This window comes from Nocardia sp. NPDC004568 (assembly GCF_040609955.1).
Classification (GTDB): domain Bacteria; phylum Actinomycetota; class Actinomycetes; order Mycobacteriales; family Mycobacteriaceae; genus Nocardia.
Window position 1 is genome coordinate 1 of sequence record NZ_JBEXLL010000051.1, and the last position, 15,024, is coordinate 15,024.

Annotated in this window: 14 protein-coding genes; 4 read left to right on the plus strand and 10 right to left on the minus strand. The window is 69.5% G+C overall.

Annotated features, from left to right (window positions below):
• A partial coding sequence (locus ABZV91_RS21665; RefSeq protein ID WP_355244509.1) for a nitronate monooxygenase occupies positions 1-568 on the plus strand: 568 nt, incomplete at its 5' end.
• A 249-nt stretch (positions 569-817) separates the two neighbouring features.
• Here ABZV91_RS21665 and ABZV91_RS21670 read toward each other — a convergent pair.
• Both ABZV91_RS21670 and ABZV91_RS21675 read right to left on the minus strand, forming a co-directional pair.
• The gene (locus tag ABZV91_RS21670; protein WP_355244512.1) at positions 818-1,186 is read right to left on the minus strand and encodes a hypothetical protein; all 369 of its coding nucleotides are present in this window, start codon (positions 1,184-1,186) and stop codon (positions 818-820) included.
• Between the two features lie 98 nt (positions 1,187-1,284).
• Complete coding sequence (locus tag ABZV91_RS21675) at positions 1,285-1,440, minus strand: DUF6131 family protein (RefSeq protein WP_085995534.1); 156 nt, start codon at positions 1,438-1,440, stop codon at positions 1,285-1,287.
• A gap of 668 nt (positions 1,441-2,108) precedes the next feature.
• Between ABZV91_RS21675 and ABZV91_RS21680 the strand changes: the two genes are divergently transcribed.
• Positions 2,109-3,146: a cupin domain-containing protein gene (locus ABZV91_RS21680; protein WP_355244515.1), complete on the plus strand. Its 1,038-nt coding sequence runs from the start codon at positions 2,109-2,111 to the stop codon at positions 3,144-3,146.
• Between the two features lie 365 nt (positions 3,147-3,511).
• Here ABZV91_RS21680 and ABZV91_RS21685 read toward each other — a convergent pair whose 3' ends face one another.
• Together ABZV91_RS21685 and ABZV91_RS21690 are read right to left on the minus strand one after the other, a co-directional pair.
• Entirely contained in the window at positions 3,512-4,168 is a 657-nt protein-coding gene (locus ABZV91_RS21685) for a MerR family transcriptional regulator (RefSeq protein WP_355244518.1), read from the minus strand.
• Between the two features lie 57 nt (positions 4,169-4,225).
• On the minus strand, positions 4,226-4,609 hold the full coding sequence (locus ABZV91_RS21690) for a hypothetical protein (protein ID WP_355244521.1): 384 nt from the start codon (positions 4,607-4,609) through the stop codon (positions 4,226-4,228).
• A gap of 232 nt (positions 4,610-4,841) precedes the next feature.
• On the opposite strand from ABZV91_RS21690, the gene ABZV91_RS21695 reads away from it, so the two are divergent.
• Positions 4,842-5,747, plus strand: a complete 906-nt coding sequence (locus ABZV91_RS21695; protein ID WP_355244524.1) for a LysR substrate-binding domain-containing protein — start codon at positions 4,842-4,844, stop codon at positions 5,745-5,747.
• 11 nt (positions 5,748-5,758) lie between these two features.
• Here ABZV91_RS21695 and ABZV91_RS21700 read toward each other — a convergent pair whose 3' ends face one another.
• From ABZV91_RS21700 to ABZV91_RS21725, 6 genes are read right to left on the minus strand one after another with little or no spacing between them, the layout of a single operon-like run.
• Entirely contained in the window at positions 5,759-7,027 is a 1,269-nt protein-coding gene (locus ABZV91_RS21700; protein ID WP_355244638.1) for an LLM class flavin-dependent oxidoreductase, read from the minus strand.
• A 44-nt stretch (positions 7,028-7,071) separates the two neighbouring features.
• Entirely contained in the window at positions 7,072-8,028 is a 957-nt protein-coding gene (locus ABZV91_RS21705; protein ID WP_355244527.1) for an LLM class flavin-dependent oxidoreductase, read from the minus strand.
• Between the two features lies 1 nt (position 8,029).
• A complete protein-coding gene (locus tag ABZV91_RS21710; protein ID WP_355244530.1) occupies positions 8,030-9,670 on the minus strand; it encodes an ABC transporter substrate-binding protein in 1,641 nt (546 codons plus the stop codon).
• Positions 9,667-11,289: an ABC transporter ATP-binding protein gene (locus ABZV91_RS21715; RefSeq protein ID WP_355244533.1), complete on the minus strand. Its 1,623-nt coding sequence runs from the start codon at positions 11,287-11,289 to the stop codon at positions 9,667-9,669. Before ABZV91_RS21715 ends, ABZV91_RS21710 begins: the two co-directional genes overlap by 4 nt.
• 1 nt (position 11,290) lies before the next feature.
• Positions 11,291-12,136 (minus strand): ABC transporter permease, encoded by an 846-nt coding sequence (locus ABZV91_RS21720; protein ID WP_355244536.1) that lies wholly within the window; start codon positions 12,134-12,136, stop codon positions 11,291-11,293.
• Positions 12,133-13,113 carry an ABC transporter permease gene (locus tag ABZV91_RS21725; RefSeq protein WP_355244539.1) on the minus strand — a complete coding sequence of 327 codons (981 nt, stop codon included), beginning with the start codon at positions 13,111-13,113 and terminating at the stop codon, positions 12,133-12,135. Before ABZV91_RS21725 ends, ABZV91_RS21720 begins: the two co-directional genes overlap by 4 nt.
• Positions 13,114-13,661: 548 nt before the next feature.
• Between ABZV91_RS21725 and ABZV91_RS21730 the strand changes: the two genes are divergently transcribed.
• A complete protein-coding gene (locus ABZV91_RS21730; RefSeq protein WP_355244542.1) occupies positions 13,662-14,879 on the plus strand; it encodes an acyl-CoA dehydrogenase family protein in 1,218 nt (405 codons plus the stop codon).
• The last annotated feature ends 145 nt before the right edge of the window (positions 14,880-15,024 follow it).

A 15,024-nucleotide genomic window follows, 5' to 3' on the forward strand; every position in this document is an offset into this window, starting at 1 on the left:
CCGCGCCGACGCCCTGGTGGTCGTCGGCGCGGAGGCCGGCGGGCACCCGCCGCCCGCGATGGTCACCACGCAGGTCCTGGTGCGCGCGGTGGCTCGCGCGATCCCCGATATCGCGCTGATCGCGTCCGGCGGGGTCGCCGACGGCGCCGGACGCGCCGCGATGCTCGCGCTCGGCGCCGGGGCGGCCCAGTTCGGTACGCGGTTCCTCGCCAGCACCGAGGCGACCGTTCACGACGCGTACAAACGCGCGGTGCTCGGCGCGGGCGTGGACGCCACCCGCACGGTCGGGCACGGCCCCGGGATCATTCGAGCCCTCGGCAACGACTTCACCGCGCGCATGCTCGAACTCGAGGCGGACGGTGCCGATGAGACGTTGCGGCGCAAAGTCTTCCAGGAGTCCACGCTCAAGGACGCCGCTCTGTACGGTGATGTCGCCGAGGGCAGGGTCGAAGCGGGCCAGTCCGCCGGCCTCGTCGACGAAGTGCTGCCCGCGGCCGAGATCGTGGCCCGGATCGTCCACGAATACCGGGCGGTGCGGACGGGGCTACCGCCGGTCCTCGAGGCCTGAGCCGGATCGACCGCGGCGGCTCGCACGGATCGATGATCAGGAGTGCGGTCTCACCACTGGGGTAGGCGTGCGCGGCGGCCGACGCCGCCTCGCTCCGCCCCGCCTCGGTGTCATCGGGTGGGGTGCTCGCTTCCACGGCTTGCCTCCGCCCTGAGTGCCGATCGCCGGTACCGTCACGACGGTCCGACGGCCGGACCGTTCATTCCGCTACAGGTGCCGCGGTTCCGTTCGGACCGGTTCCGCACGTCGCTAGGTGGTGCCGTGCTTCTTCTGTTCCGGATCGATCTCGTCGGCGCGCTGGAACTGCTGGTCCAGTTCGTCGCGGGAGGCCGCCGCCTCACCACGATGCGCGGCCGCCTGCTGCTGGAGACCGGCCGCCCGGGCTTTCTGGGCATCGGCCTCGGCCGCGGCCGCGCGTGCCTTGGCGGCGGTCTCGTCGGCGAGTGCTTCGCGCTGCCCGACCCGGTGTGCGCGTTCGGCCGCCTCGTCGCGGAGATTCTCCGCCTCGATCCGGCGGTGTTCTCTGCGCTTGTTCGCGGCTGTCCAGATCAGTGCGGCAACGATCAGGACTGCGACAACCGCGATGACAACGATCGCGACAATTGTGCTGGTCGCCATTTCTGTTCCTCACCTCGCGTGTGATTCGTCCATGACATCGACGACAGTGGCCATCGGCCGGCGGTGGGCACGGTCGCACGGCACCGTTTCCGACGGCGTCAGTAGTAGTGGCGTCGCCCGCCGACCGCGCGGCCCATCGACCCCAGTGCCAGAAGCACCAGCCCGATGATGAGAACGATGATTCCGATGATCCACAGGATCTGGATGTTGAACAGGAATCCGATGACCAACAGAATAATTCCGAGAATGATCACGACAGGACCTGGATTCGGTATCGGGAATTGCGGGACCAGAGGCCGCTGGGTACCCCGGTGGTCCGTATCGAGTGTGCCGGCGTGCGCTGCTCCGCGGGCGGCCTCGCGGGGCCGGCAGCCGCACCGCGGGCCCGCCACCGAGGCACGCGGACCGGGGGAGCGGCTGTCCGGGAGCGTGGTGCCGAAGGCCGGAGCCGACGGGATGTCGGCCGGCCCGTAGCGAGACGGAAGCGTTCGGGTTCGCAAGGAATGTATGCGGTGGAGCGGGTGGGACACGCGGGCACCAGAGGTTTGCCGACCACGGCATCCGCGCTCTTCATATCGCTCACCACACCCATCACCAGCTGCAACGAGCTCGACGTTTCAGGTCTTCAGTACACGCCTGGCCCTGGGCAAAGTCAACGTCGTCGCGCGACGCCCCGGCGGACTCGACGGACGCTCCCCGGTCACCACCTGGCGGCCGGGGAGATCACCGGGATGAGGGACAAGGGGAAGGTCGACCGGCTCCCGGGCTACGGGCCTCACCGGTGGACGCCTCATCCCAGGAGCGGCCTGCCGCCCCGGCGTGGCGACTCGCCGGGGTGGGCGCCGCACCGGCGTGCCGACGGTCTGCGGTCCGCCGAGGGCGCATGATCGATAGGGGGCCATCGGCGCTCGAGGAGGGATCCATGCGCAGTCCATCGGTCCACGTCGCCTCGCTGTGGCAGGGCGAGGAGATCTATCGCAGCGAACTCGGCACGCTGACCAGACTCACCGCCGACAATTTCCCGATCCTCTCGGGACTCTCGATCAAACGCCTCACGCTGGCCCCTGGAGCCTTCCGCGAACCGCACTGGCATGCCAATGCCACCGAGCTCACCTATTGCACGGCCGGCCGGGCGCTGGTCTCGGTGCTGGACGACGGAAGCCGTTTCTCCTCGTTTCTCGTCACGGCGGGGGAGATGTTCCATATCGACTCCGGCGCCCTGCACCACGTGGAGAACATCGGCGATACCGACGCCGAGTTCATTCTGGCCTTCCGGCACGAACGTCCCGAGGATTTCGGTCTGAGCGCCGCCGTCGGCGCGATGACCGATGCCGTGCTCGGCAACACCTACGACCTGCCCGCGGCGGCCTTCGCCGATATCCGCCGCAGTACGACCGCGCGCCTGGTGGCACGGCGCGACGGCGAGCCGGATATTCCTCCCGGCGCCCACTTCGGCGACCCGCACCACTTCGCCGTCGAGGCCATGCCCGCTCCGGTCGATTCCCCGGTCGGCTCGGCCCGCACCGCCCGCCGGCAGTTCTGGCCCGCGCTGCACGATATCTCGATGTACTCGCTGCGGGTGCGTGAGGACGGCATGCGCGAACCGCACTGGCATCCGGTGACCGCCGAAATGGGATACGTCCACCAGGGTTCGGCCCGGATGACCATCATGGACCCCGACGGGACCCTGGACACCTACACCGTGAACGAGGGCGAGGTGTACTTCGTCCCACGCGCCTATCCGCACCATATCGAGGTGATCGAGGTACCCCGGGTCCATCTGCTGATCTTCTTCGACCAGCCGACCCCGGCCGATATCGGGTACCGCGCGTCCATGAGCGCCTATTCGCGCAAGGTCCTGGCGGCCACTTTCGGTATCGCACCGGACGAACTGCCGGAGCTGCCCTTCACCCCGGCCGACCCTCTGATCGTGACACGGAACAACTCGCTCGATACCTAGCCGGGCGAGTACCGGGCCCACCGCTCGCGCAACCCGGTGTCGCGTGACCGACACCGGCGGGCGACCTTGGGGCCGGGCTGTCCGCCGGGTCACATCGGCCGACCGGAATAGTCCGGGCGACCCACCGGTTGGAACAGCTGTCGGCGTCCGGACAGCCCCGGGCCTCACCCCTTTGTCGCTACGAGCGACCACTCGCCGAGAGGCGCTTGTGGGACGTCGGCACCCGAGTCGCGATGCCCGTGGGCGTCCGGCTCGACGCCGCCAGGTGGTTCACTTGGCGGCGTTTTTCGTCGATGGCCGAGGCCGGGTGCCGGGTTTGCCCGGTCAGCGCCGCGTGGCGCCGCCCGCGCCGGGGCCGGATCGTCTCAGTTCCGGCCGAAGCGTTTCCGCGAGGCTTCGGCGTGCGCCACCCGCCGCAGCGCGGCCAGCAGACTGTCGCCGAGTACGGTGCCGACCACCGCGCCCTCCACGATGTTCTCGGCCGAGCCCAGCCGGGCCAGGGCCTCGATATCGGCGGCGGCCACCCGGTCGGCGTGTTCTGCGTAGGCGGACAGGTTGTCGAGCGGCCATTCGTGCCCGACCGCCCGGTACGCGCACAGCACCTTGGCCAGTGCCTCGATGAGCGGTGATCCCGGTGGCGGCTGCCAGCCGCGCTCGGTGACCACCTCGTCGATCCGGCGCGCGGCCCATTCGCGGTCGGCGTCGCCGACGGTTTCGGGGGACACGGGCGGTAGGCCCGGCTGGGCGGTGCCGAGTACGTCGTGCAGCGAGCTCCCGGGCTCGTCGATCGCGGCGAGGACTTCGCGGACGGCGGCCACCGAGAGTCCGGCCACCTCGGTGAGCGCCCGCACGAGCGCGAGCCGCCGCACATGCGCCGGGCCGTACCGGGCCTGGTTGGGGCTGGTCAGTTCGCCGGGCGGCAGGAGTCCTTCGCGCTGGTAGTACTTGATGGTCGCGATCGCGACGCCCGACTCCCGGCTCAGTTCCGCCATCCGCATCCGCTGCCGCCTCTTCTCTCGCATCGTCCCGGTCCGGCGATCATGTCAGCCGTCGCATCGGCCCGGCGGTCCGGTCGCGGCTCACGCGGGCGCCGGCCGGGCGCGCAGCCAGGCGAGCAGGAAGGCCGCGGCGAAAGCCAGATGGACGACACCGAATACGGCGGCCACGTCCCGCGCTTCGCCGCTGAGTACACCCCAGACGTCGTTGAGGGCGACCACGCCGAACCCGGTCAGATCGGCCAGGAGCACGGTGTTGCGGATCGTGGCGGGGGCGAGCCCGCGCGACATCCAGTTCAGCACCGCGATGCCGAGGAACGGGCCGCCCAGGAGGCGCAGCAGCGCGATCAGTTCGGGGGAGGCGTCCGCGGGTACCGCGCCGACACCGAACTGCGCGGGAACGAGCAGCAGCGCGAGTCCGATCGCCGCGAGGTAGAGCGCGGCGACGGTGAGAAGTGGTTTGTGCATGCGGGGGATATCCTGTCCAAGCGCCGACTCCGGTGGGGATCGGCAGGTCCGGTGGGCCGCCGGGTCCGTCCGGCCCATTATGGATAGTTAAAGTATCCATAATGGGAAGCTACGCTATCCGTTCGTGGCTGTCCAGGCGTGGATATGTGCTTCGGCGCAGTCGGATCGAAAGGATTTCCCGTACAACCTCGCCTGCGGACAATGTTTTCGTCGTCTGCGAAACGAGGATTCCATGTACGATATCCGCCGCCTGATCCTGTTACGTGACCTCTCCGAACGTGCCACTATGACGGCGGTTTCGGAGTTGCACGGCATCACCACCTCGGCGGTGTCACAGCAACTGCGCATTCTCGAGGAAGAGGTCGGTACCGTCCTGACACGCCGGGAGGGCCGGGTCCTGCGCCTGACCTACGCCGGCCGGGTGCTGGTGGACCACACCTTCCGGATCGTTGCGGCGCTGGAAGAAGCCGAGAGCGCGGTGGCCGCCACCGCGGAGCAGGTGACCGGCGTCCTCACTCTGGCGACCTTCCGCACCGCGCAGACCCGGTTCGCGCTCCCGGCCGCCGCCGAACTGATGCGCGAGCATCCCGGGCTGCGGGTGCGGGTGGTGGAACTGATGCCGGTGGAGTCGGTGCCGGCCGTGCGGCGCCAGGAGGTGGATCTGGCGATCACCTACGCGTATTCGTTCGGCACCCGGGATCTGCCGGTGGGTCTGGCCTCGGAATTTCTCGGCGACGATCCGCTGGTGCTCATCGCGCCCGCCGGACTACGGGAAGAGGTGCGGCTGCGTGGGCTGGCCGCGGCGCGCGACGCCGACTGGATCGCGGCGCGCGACGGCGCGCCCTCCATCGCCTCGGTCATGTTCGCATGCCGCGAGGCCGGTTTCGCGCCGCGGATCCAGCACCGCAGCGGAAGTTTCGACGCGATGGCCGAAATGGTGGCGCACGGCCTCGGGGTGGCCATCGTCCCGGAGATGTCACTGTCCGGTGAGCATCGGCCACTGGTGGCCTGCCGGGTGGCCGACAGTGTCCGGCGGGTCGGCGTCACCTATCGGCAGGCCTCGGCGGGCCGGCCCGCGGTGGCCGCCGCCATCCGGATCCTGCGTGGTGTCGAGACGCCCCGGGAGCTGGCGTCCTGACACCGCGGGGGTCAGGCGGCGGCGTGCGCGGCCACCGGGCCGATGCCGAATCGCTCCCGCAGGGTCCGCTCGGTGTATTCGTAGCGGAACAACCCGCGGCGGCGCAGGATCGGCACGACCTCGTCCACGAATATCTCCAAACCCTGCGGGAAGGCGTCGGGCATGAGATTGAACCCGTCGGCGGCCCCCGCCCGGAACCATTCCTCGAGGGTGGCGGCGACATCCTCGGGGGTGCCGATGATCCGGCGATGCCCACCCGCGCCGAATTCGAACAGCGCGTCGCGCAGGGTGTAATCCCGGCCGCGGGCGGCGATCCGGTCCCGGATACCGCGCACCAGCGATTCGCGGAAGCCGAGGGATCCGGTGAAGGCATCCGGATCGTCGAGATCGGCCAGGATGTGCTGCGGGAACGGGTCGTCCAGGGGGAGTCCGGTGAGATCGTGGCCCAGAGGCGCGCCCAGGCGGGCGAATTCGGCGGTGGGGTCCTGGAGTTCGCGTGCCGTCTCGTAGCGGCGCCGGGCCTCGGCATGCGTACTGCCGATGATCGTGATCAGCCCGGGCAGGACGGCGATATCGCCCCGGGGCCTGCCGTGCCGGACGGCCCCCTGTTTCACCTGCTCGTAGTGTTCGAGACCGGCCGCGAGCGTCATCTCGGCGGTGAACACGGCGTTGGCGGTGCGGCCCGCGAGTTCGCGGCCCTGCGGCGAACCGCCGGCCTGCACGATCAGTGGGTGTCCCTGGGGCGAGGCGCCCAGCGGGAGCCGGCCGGCGATCTCGAAGAATTCGCCCCGGTGGGTGAGTTCCCCGCCCGCGACCGCCGTGCGCCACAGGCCGAGTACGACATCGACGAATTCTCCGGCCCGCCGGTACCGGGTCGCCCGGTCGGGGGTCGCGGTGAGCCCGAAATTTCCCGCCGCCGCGGGGTTGTAGGTGGTCACCGCGTTCCAAGCGGCCCGGCCGCCGCTGAGATGGTCGAGGGCCAGCAGTCGTTCGGCCAGTTCTACCGGATCGTTGAAAGTGGTGGACAGGGTGCCGATGAGGCCGAGGTGACGGGTGGCGGCGGCCACGGTGGCCAGGATGGTGGTCGGCTCCAGGGCCCGATCGCCGGGTTTGCGCCGCGGATCCTCGCGCAGGGCCGGGTTGTCGGCGAGGAAGAGGGCATCGAGGGTGCCACGTTCGGCGAGTTGCCCGATCGCGGCGAAATAGTCGCCGGTCGTGGTCGCGTCGCGCGGCAGGCCGGAGAGCTGCCACGCCGCCGGGCTGATCCCGAGATCCAGCACATTGATATTCAGAACGATATGGTCGCGTGCCACGACGGACTCCTTCACGCTGAGGTGTAGACCGGTCGCCACGGGAGTGGATCCGGCTCGGGTCGCCGCGAGATGCCGAGATGGTCGCGCAGCGTCGGTGCGGCGCCCGCCGCGGCGTCACGCAGCCGGATCAGCCCGGCCTCGGTCAGCGCGGGCAGGGTCGTGTCCAGGAAATCGGGGAGGTCGGCCAGACCCACCCGGATCAGCACCCCGGTCACCCCCCATGCCTCGCCGGCCAGTTCCGCGATCCGGGAACGCACCCGGGTGCTCTCGCCGAGCAGGCGGACATGGGTGGTCACCGCCGGTGCGGCCGGAACCGCGAGGGCCCGGTCCCGGGGGGTCACGAAGGCGATATCGGTGACCCCGATATGACCGCCGTCGCCGAGCTCGTACGCCCAGCCGACCAACGGCTCGCCCTGTGGTGTGGTGGGTACGTTCAACGGTCCGGTCGTCGGGAAGGCGCCGGTGTGGTCGGCGTAGCGGACCTCCACCTCCGGGGTGCGTTCGGCGGGCGGGTGGGTAAGTGTTTCCAGGGGCCAGGTGCGCCACAGGGCGCGGGCGGCGGTCACCGCGTCGGCGAGCAGTTCGGCGCCCACCGGACCCGCGGCGGCCGCCCAGGTGCCGTGGCGCGGTGCGCCGAGCGCGAGGTGCTGGTCGGTGCGCAGCGCCAGCCAGCCGGCCCGCCCGCGCGAGATGTGATCGAGGGCCGCGACCCGGCGGGCGATATTGAACGGATGGTCCCGCTGCGGCGCGGCGGCCACCACGAGGCCCAGACCGCTGGTGCGGCGGGCGAACAGTGTGCCGAGCAGGGCGGGGTTCAGCGAGGCGCCGGTGGCGGCGGCCCGGTCGGCGCCGAGTACGAGGTACCCGATCCCCGCGGCGTCGAGGCGTTCGGGCAGGTCACCGAAACCGTTGCGGGCTTCCCCGGCGAGCTGGCCGTCCGGGATCTGCAGGCCGAGTACGAGTGGCATCTCAGTCTCGCTTTCCGGATCCGTCGTCGATCCAGGCGTTGTAGAACCAGGGCACCGAATTCGCGGCGTGGGTCAGGCCCCGCACCCGCGGCGCCAGCCCGAAGATCTGGGTGTCCTCGAGCAATGGGACGGTGTAGGCGTTGTCGATGACGTAATCGGTGTACTCGCGCAGAATCCGATCGCGCCGCCCGGGATCGGTCTCGACGAGCTGGGCCCGCAGCAACCGGTCGATGGTCGGGTCGGCGCCGTCGAGGGCGTACAGATCGCCGCCGCCGCTGTCGTAGTTCTGCCACAACCGCACCGGATCCGGGGTGGGCCAGCCGTTGCGGCGCAGGCCGACCTCGTCGGCGATACTGGCGGTGGGATAGTTCGCGAAGTCGGTCTGGCGCACCACGAGATCGATACCGACGCGGTGCAACTGCCGCTGGATGAGCTCGTACATCGGCCGCGCGGTGTGGTCGTAGACATCGACGTAGACGAGGACCGACAGGCGTTCGCCGTCCTTGGTCCGGTAGCCCTCGGAATCCCGGGTCCCCCAGCCGGCCGAGTCGAGCAGTCGCTCGGATTCACCCGGGTCGTAGCGGACCACATCGGAGCGGTCGCGGTAGCCGGGGAAGTTCTCGGTGACCACATTCTTCGCCGCACGCCAGTTGTCGGTGTAGAGCGTGCCCAGGATCTCCTGCCGGTCGATGCCGAAGTTGATCGCCCGGCGGACCCGGATATCGCGCAGGAACGGAGCGGTCTGCCGGATATCCAGGGTATTGGCCAGGCCGGGAGTGCGCAGGCCGCGCACCTCGAAACCCTCGCTGCGCAGCAGGGTCTCGTCCGGCGGCTGCGCGTACCGGATCACATCGCCCTGCCCGGCGCGCAGCGCGCCGACCCGGATACTGTCCTCGGTGACCGGGATGACGGTGACCGTGTCCAGATAGGCTTCCCCCTGGTGCGGGGCGGTGGCCGGGGCCCAGTCGTAGCCGCGGCGTTTGGCGAGGACGACCTTTTTGTCCGGCACCTCGGATTCGACCACGAACGGACCGGAACCGATCAGGTTGGTCGGCACCGACTGGGTTTCCTTCGACGCCTCGATGGTGCGGTCGGCGACCAGACCGGCGGTATTCATCGACAGCACCGGGATGAACGGTGTGTAGGGCTGCTCCAGCGTGACCGTCACCGTCCGGGCCCGGGCGTCGGAGGTGATGGCGACGCCCGATTTCGGGAGCATCGGATTGGGATTGATGCCCTTGGCCTTGTCCCCGGTGAACTGCCATTCCAGATTGCGTTCGACCGCGCCGGCATCCAGTTTCTGGCCGTCGCTGAAGGTGACCCCGTCGCGGATCGTGAAGGTGTACACGGTGCCGGATTCGTCCAGGGTCCATTTCTCGGCGATCCACGGGACGAACCGGAAGGTGGTGGGATCCTGGTAGACGAGCCGGTCCAGTACCTGATCCTTGACCAGGCTGTTCTGCCAGTAACTGACCTGAACTTGCATCGAGGCCAGGGCTTCGGCGTCGAGATAGGTGAGATGGCCGCCTCGGCCGGGGGTGACCGGGCGCTCGGTTTCATCGGTCACCGAGCAGCCGGTGGCCACGGCGGCGACCAGGAGCGCGGCGGTCGCGGCGTGGACCGCGCGGGCGAGGAAACTCATGCCGCGCTCACCACCGCACCGGAGCGGGGGACCGCGTCGAGCAGTCGCCGGGTGTATGCGTCCCGCGGCGCGGCGAAGACCTCGCGGACCGCGCCGCTCTCCACGAGGCGGCCGTTGTGCAGCACGCTCACCTCGTCGGCGATCTGCCGGACCAGAGAGAGATCGTGTGAGATGAACAGCAGGGTCAGGCCCAGTGTCCGTTGGAGTTCCAGTAGCAGGCCGATGGTCTGCGCCTGGACGGTCACATCCAGCGCCGAGGTCGGTTCGTCGAGCACCAGGATGCGAGGGCCGCCGACGAGCGCCCGGGCCAGCACCACCCGTTGCCGCTGACCTCCCGACACCTCCGCCGGGCGGCGGGCGCCGATCTCCGCCGGGAGACCGACCCGCTCGAGCGCGGCGACCGCCGCCGCGCGCCGGGTCCGGCGGGTACCGACCCGGTTGACGGCCAGCGGCTCGGCCACCGCGTCGGCGATCGGGAGTCGCGGATCCAGTGCCGCGAGCGGGTTCTGCTGGACCAGGGTCAGGACCCGGGCCCGCTCGCGGCGTTTGCGGGGCGTGGACCAGTCCTCCGCGTCCAACGGGACGCCGTCGATATCGATCGTCCCCGAATCGAAGGTGGTGAGCCCGGCCAGGATCCGGGCCAGTGTCGTCTTACCGGATCCCGATTCACCCACCAGGGCGTGCACCGACCCTTCGGTGACCGTGAAACCCACAGCGTCCAGTACCGGTGTGCCCGGGTGGAACGCCTTGCCGACGTCCCGGATCTCGAGGACGGGCCGGGCGTCGGGCGCGGGCGCCGGACGGACGTACCGATCCGGTGACAGCGCGGGCGCATCGTCGATGAGAGTGCGGGTGTAGGAGTCGGTGGGGGCGCGCAACACCCGCGCGGTCTCGCCGGTTTCGCGCACCACACCGTCGGAGAGCACCACGACCCGGTGGCTGTGGTTCTCGGCGAGGGCGAGATCGTGGGTGATGAAGACGACCCCGAGCCCGCGTTCCCGGCGCAGATCGTCGAGCAGGTCGAGGATGCGTCGCTGCACGGTCACATCGAGGGCGGAGGTGGGTTCGTCGGCGATCAGCAGATCGGGGTCACCGGCGATCGCGATGGCGATGAGCACTCGCTGTTGCTGGCCACCGGAGAGCTGGTGCGGGTAGTGACGCGCGCGGACCTCCGGGTCGGCGATGCCCACCCGGTCCAGCAGTTCGATCGCGCGGCGCCGGGCTCCGCGCGCGTCCGCCAGGCCGTGGGTCAGGAGTACCTCGGCGATCTGATCGCCCACCCGTTCGAGCGGATCGAGCGAACCGAGCGGGTCCTGGGGTACGAAGCCCACCGCGCTCCCGCGGATATCGAGCCAGCCGCGGCGATCGAGCCGGGTGAGTTCGCGGCCGTCGAGCCGGACACTGCCGCCGACCACACGGCCGCGCTCCGGCAGCAAGCCGAGTATCGCGCGGGCGACGGTGGATTTGCCGGAGCCGGACTGCCCCACCACGGCGACGATCTCGCCGCGGTCGACGCCGAAGGAGACGTCCGCGACCACCGGCCCGGCGCGGCGCGGGCCCGCGGTGTCGTAGTCCACGCTCAGCCGGGATACCGCCAGGAGCGGATGCTGCGATGTCATATCAGCCGACCTTCTTCCGGATCAGGTGTGCGAGCCTGCTGAAGGTCATCACGGCGAGCACGATCGCCAGCGACGGGAACAACACCAGGGTCGGATGGGAATTGATGTAGTTGCGGCCCTCGGAGATGAGCAGGCCCCATTCCGGTTGCGGCGGTTGCGCGCCGTAACCGAGGAAACTCAGCGAGGCGATCGCCAGGATCGCGGTCCCGAACTGCAGCGCGGCCAGCGACAGCACCGCGGAGTAGGAATTGGGCAGGATATGCCGCAGCAGCAGGCGCAGATGGCCCGCGCCCATATGCTCGGCGGCCTCCACGAACGGCAGGTGGCGGACGGCCAGCACCTCGGAGCGCGCCAGCCGGGCGAAGACCGCGACGGAGGAAACACCCACCGCGACCGCGGCATTCACGGTGCCGAAACCGAGCGCGACGATGATGGTGATCGAGAGCAGCAGGGTCGGGATCGAGAGCAGCACATCGACGATCCGGCCCGCCACGCTGTCCACCGCGCGCCCGAAGTACGCGGCCAGCAGTCCGAGCGCGGTACCGGCGACCAGGCCGATCAGGACCGCGATGAACGAGCCGCTGATCGTGGCCGCGGTCCCCGCGACGACCCGGCTCAGCAGATCCCGGCCGAGATGGTCGGTCCCGAACGGGTGCGCCACGCTCGGCCCCGACAGCGGTGGCGCCAGGTTCTCGGCGAGCGGATCGTAGGGTGCGACGACGCCGGGTATCAGGATCATCGCCGTGATGAGGACCAGGAACGCCAGGGCGGGAACGTCCCAGACGTTCAGTGGGAGTTCTCGCCGGCGCGGGACCCGGATGTCCGGGTTCGCGGTCGTCGCGGTCATGCCGGTGCCCCTTCCGTCGTCCGCGCCGCGGTCATGCGGCGCGGAGTATCTGTGCTGCGGATCCTCGGATCGATGAGCGGATACACGAGGTCGACCAGCAGATTGACGACCACGAAGGTGATGGATACCGAGATGACGACCGCCTGGATGATCGGCGTGTCCTGATTGCGCACCGCGGTTTCGGTGAGATAGCCGATACCCGTGCGGTTGAACACGGTCTCGGTGATCACCGAGCCGGCCAGGAGTTCGCCGACGGTGATGGCGACGATGGTGACCGTCGGGATCGAGCCGTTGCGCACCACGTGCCCGAAGACGATGCGGTACGACGGTAGCCCTTTGGCGCGCAGGACCTCGACATACGGTTGCCCGTAGGCGTTCGCGAGACCCTGGGCCAGGATCTGGGCGATCGGCGCGGCCACCGGAAGGGCCAGCGGGAGTGCCGCGAACACCACCGACCGCAGTCCCTGGTCCCGGACCGCCGACATCCAGCCCAGCTGGAAGGCGACGAGTTGCAGGACCAGCAGACCGGAGACGAATGCCGGCACCGACAGGAAGATCGCGGGAACAGTGCGAGCGATCTCGCGCACCGGCGCCCACGGCGCGAACACCGCGGCCATGGCGATGGCGAAACCGATCAGCGCGGCAAGTACGAAGGCGACCGAGGCGAGCGCGAGCGTGGACGGTATCGCTTCGCCGAGGAGCCGCGAAACGCTCTGCCCGCTGTTGAGCGAGTAACCCAGGTCCCCGGCGAACAACCGGCCGATCGACACCCCGAATTGGATATAAGCGGGTTGGTCGAGCCGGTAGTACGCGCGCAGCGCCGCGGCGTCCTCGTCGGTGATCGGGTTCTCGGGATTGGAGATCTGCTGCTCTATCGGATCGCCCGGCAGAACGTTGAGGATGAAGAACACGGCCGAATAGGCCAGGGCCACCACGAGGAGGGCCTGGCCGATACGACGCCACAAATAGCCGGACACGAAACGGAACCTATCTCCGGCGTGGTTCGGGAACCACAATTTCTCTCGAAAGGAGAATTAATACACTCGTGAAATTCGACTTAACCCTCGAATGCCGGGCCGGAGGTCGCCGTTCACCACGCTGTTGTGCACTTTTCGCCGGACCTGTCGCCGTGTTCGAAGTTCTCTCGAAAAAGCTGCGCCGCAGGCTGAATCGGTCCGGCCGGGCAGCGGGACGACGCCCCGGCCGCTATCCGCGCATAAAATCCCGCTGATTGCAAGGCTTTGCTTTTTTACGGGCGCGGGTGCAGTGTCGGAGTCGATGGGTGGAAGGTCGAGAAATTCTGAACGGAATTCGTAGCGGAACCGCCTTGTCGACCGGAGAGCGAGCCGACGACAATAGATCCGCCGCCGGTTCATCGATCCGGATGGAATTCGTTCCGCGGCCCGGCCGTCATCCATCCGCCCGCGCATCGCGTATCGCCGTCACCGCGCGCCGGTGACGATCGGACCCCCAGCCCGCCGACCGCGACCCACCGCGCCGGCAACTCGATCCGGAGGAGAACTCCATGTCCAGTACCGAGACCGTTGTCGCGCCCGTCCCACAGCCCGGATCCGGGGAACTCACCGAGCTGGTCACCGAGATCGCCGCCGACGCCGCCCGCCGCCGGGCGGCCGGTGGCACCCTGCCACCCGACGCGGCGATCGCGGCGATCAAACGGCTCCGGCTGGGCGCGGTACGGGTGCCGGTCGCCGACGGCGGTGGCGGATGGTCCGTCGCGGAACTGTTCGCCTTCCTCATCGACCTCGCCGAGGCCGACCCCGATGTCCCGCACATCCTGCGGGTGCATTTCGGTTTCGTCGAAGAGCTCTACCGGTTACCGCGCACCGAGCGTAAGGACGCCTGGTTGCCGGAAGTGGTGGCGGGCAAACTGTTCGGTGGCGCCCTCACCGAACTCGGTACCAACCCGGTCGGCGACTATACCTACGACAGCACACTCACTCCGGCCCCCGTCGGCTACCGGCTCGACGGGCGCAAGTTCTACAGCACCGGAGCCCGCTACGGCGACTACATCCGGGTCACCGCGAACGCCCCGGAGATCGGCGTACTCAGCGCGATCGTCCCGGTCGACCGGGAGGGAATCGAGCACATCGACGACTGGGACGGTATCGGCCAGCGGCACACCAGCAGTGGTACGACCGTATTCACCGAGGTGGCCGTGTCGGTGGCGGAGACGCTGCCCTTCCGCGACCTCCGCGCGCAAGACCGCCCACGTCAGTCCTTCCCACAGCTCTACCTGCACGCCATCGCCGCAGGGATTCTGCGTTCGGTGGCGACGGACGCCGCCGAACTGGTGCGCTCGCGGGTCCGTAATTTCGTCTTCGCCAATACCGAGGAACCCCGCCACGACCCGCAGCTGCTGGCGGTGATCGGCGAGCTCGACGCGGCCGCCTTCGCCGCGGAATCCATCGTGCTGGCCGCGGCGGCGGCTCAGGATCTCTCCTTCGCCACGGCCCGGTCCACCGGGATCGATCCGGCACTGGAGAGCGACTCCTCGCTGCGGGCCGCCCAGGCCAAGATCGTCATCGAGGATTTCGCCCTGCGCGCGGCCGGCCGGATCTTCGATGTCGGTGGCGCCTCCGCGACCCGCGGGGCGGCCGCGCTCGACCGGCACTGGCGCAACCTGCGCACTCTGTTCTCGCACAACCCCGCGGCCTACAAGGCGCGTGCCCTGGGAGACCTGCGGGTCAACGGTGAACCGCTGCCCCTGGCCGGCCACTTCTGACCGACCCCGGCCCGAAAGGTTTGGATTCAGAGTGATCGAGACCGGCGACGCCACGCCGGTCGCTCCATAACGTCTTGTCCAGCATCCGGGAGTCCGCCGCGCGGCGGCACCGACCCGACGATGCCGCGGCCGGTCCCCGGTGCGG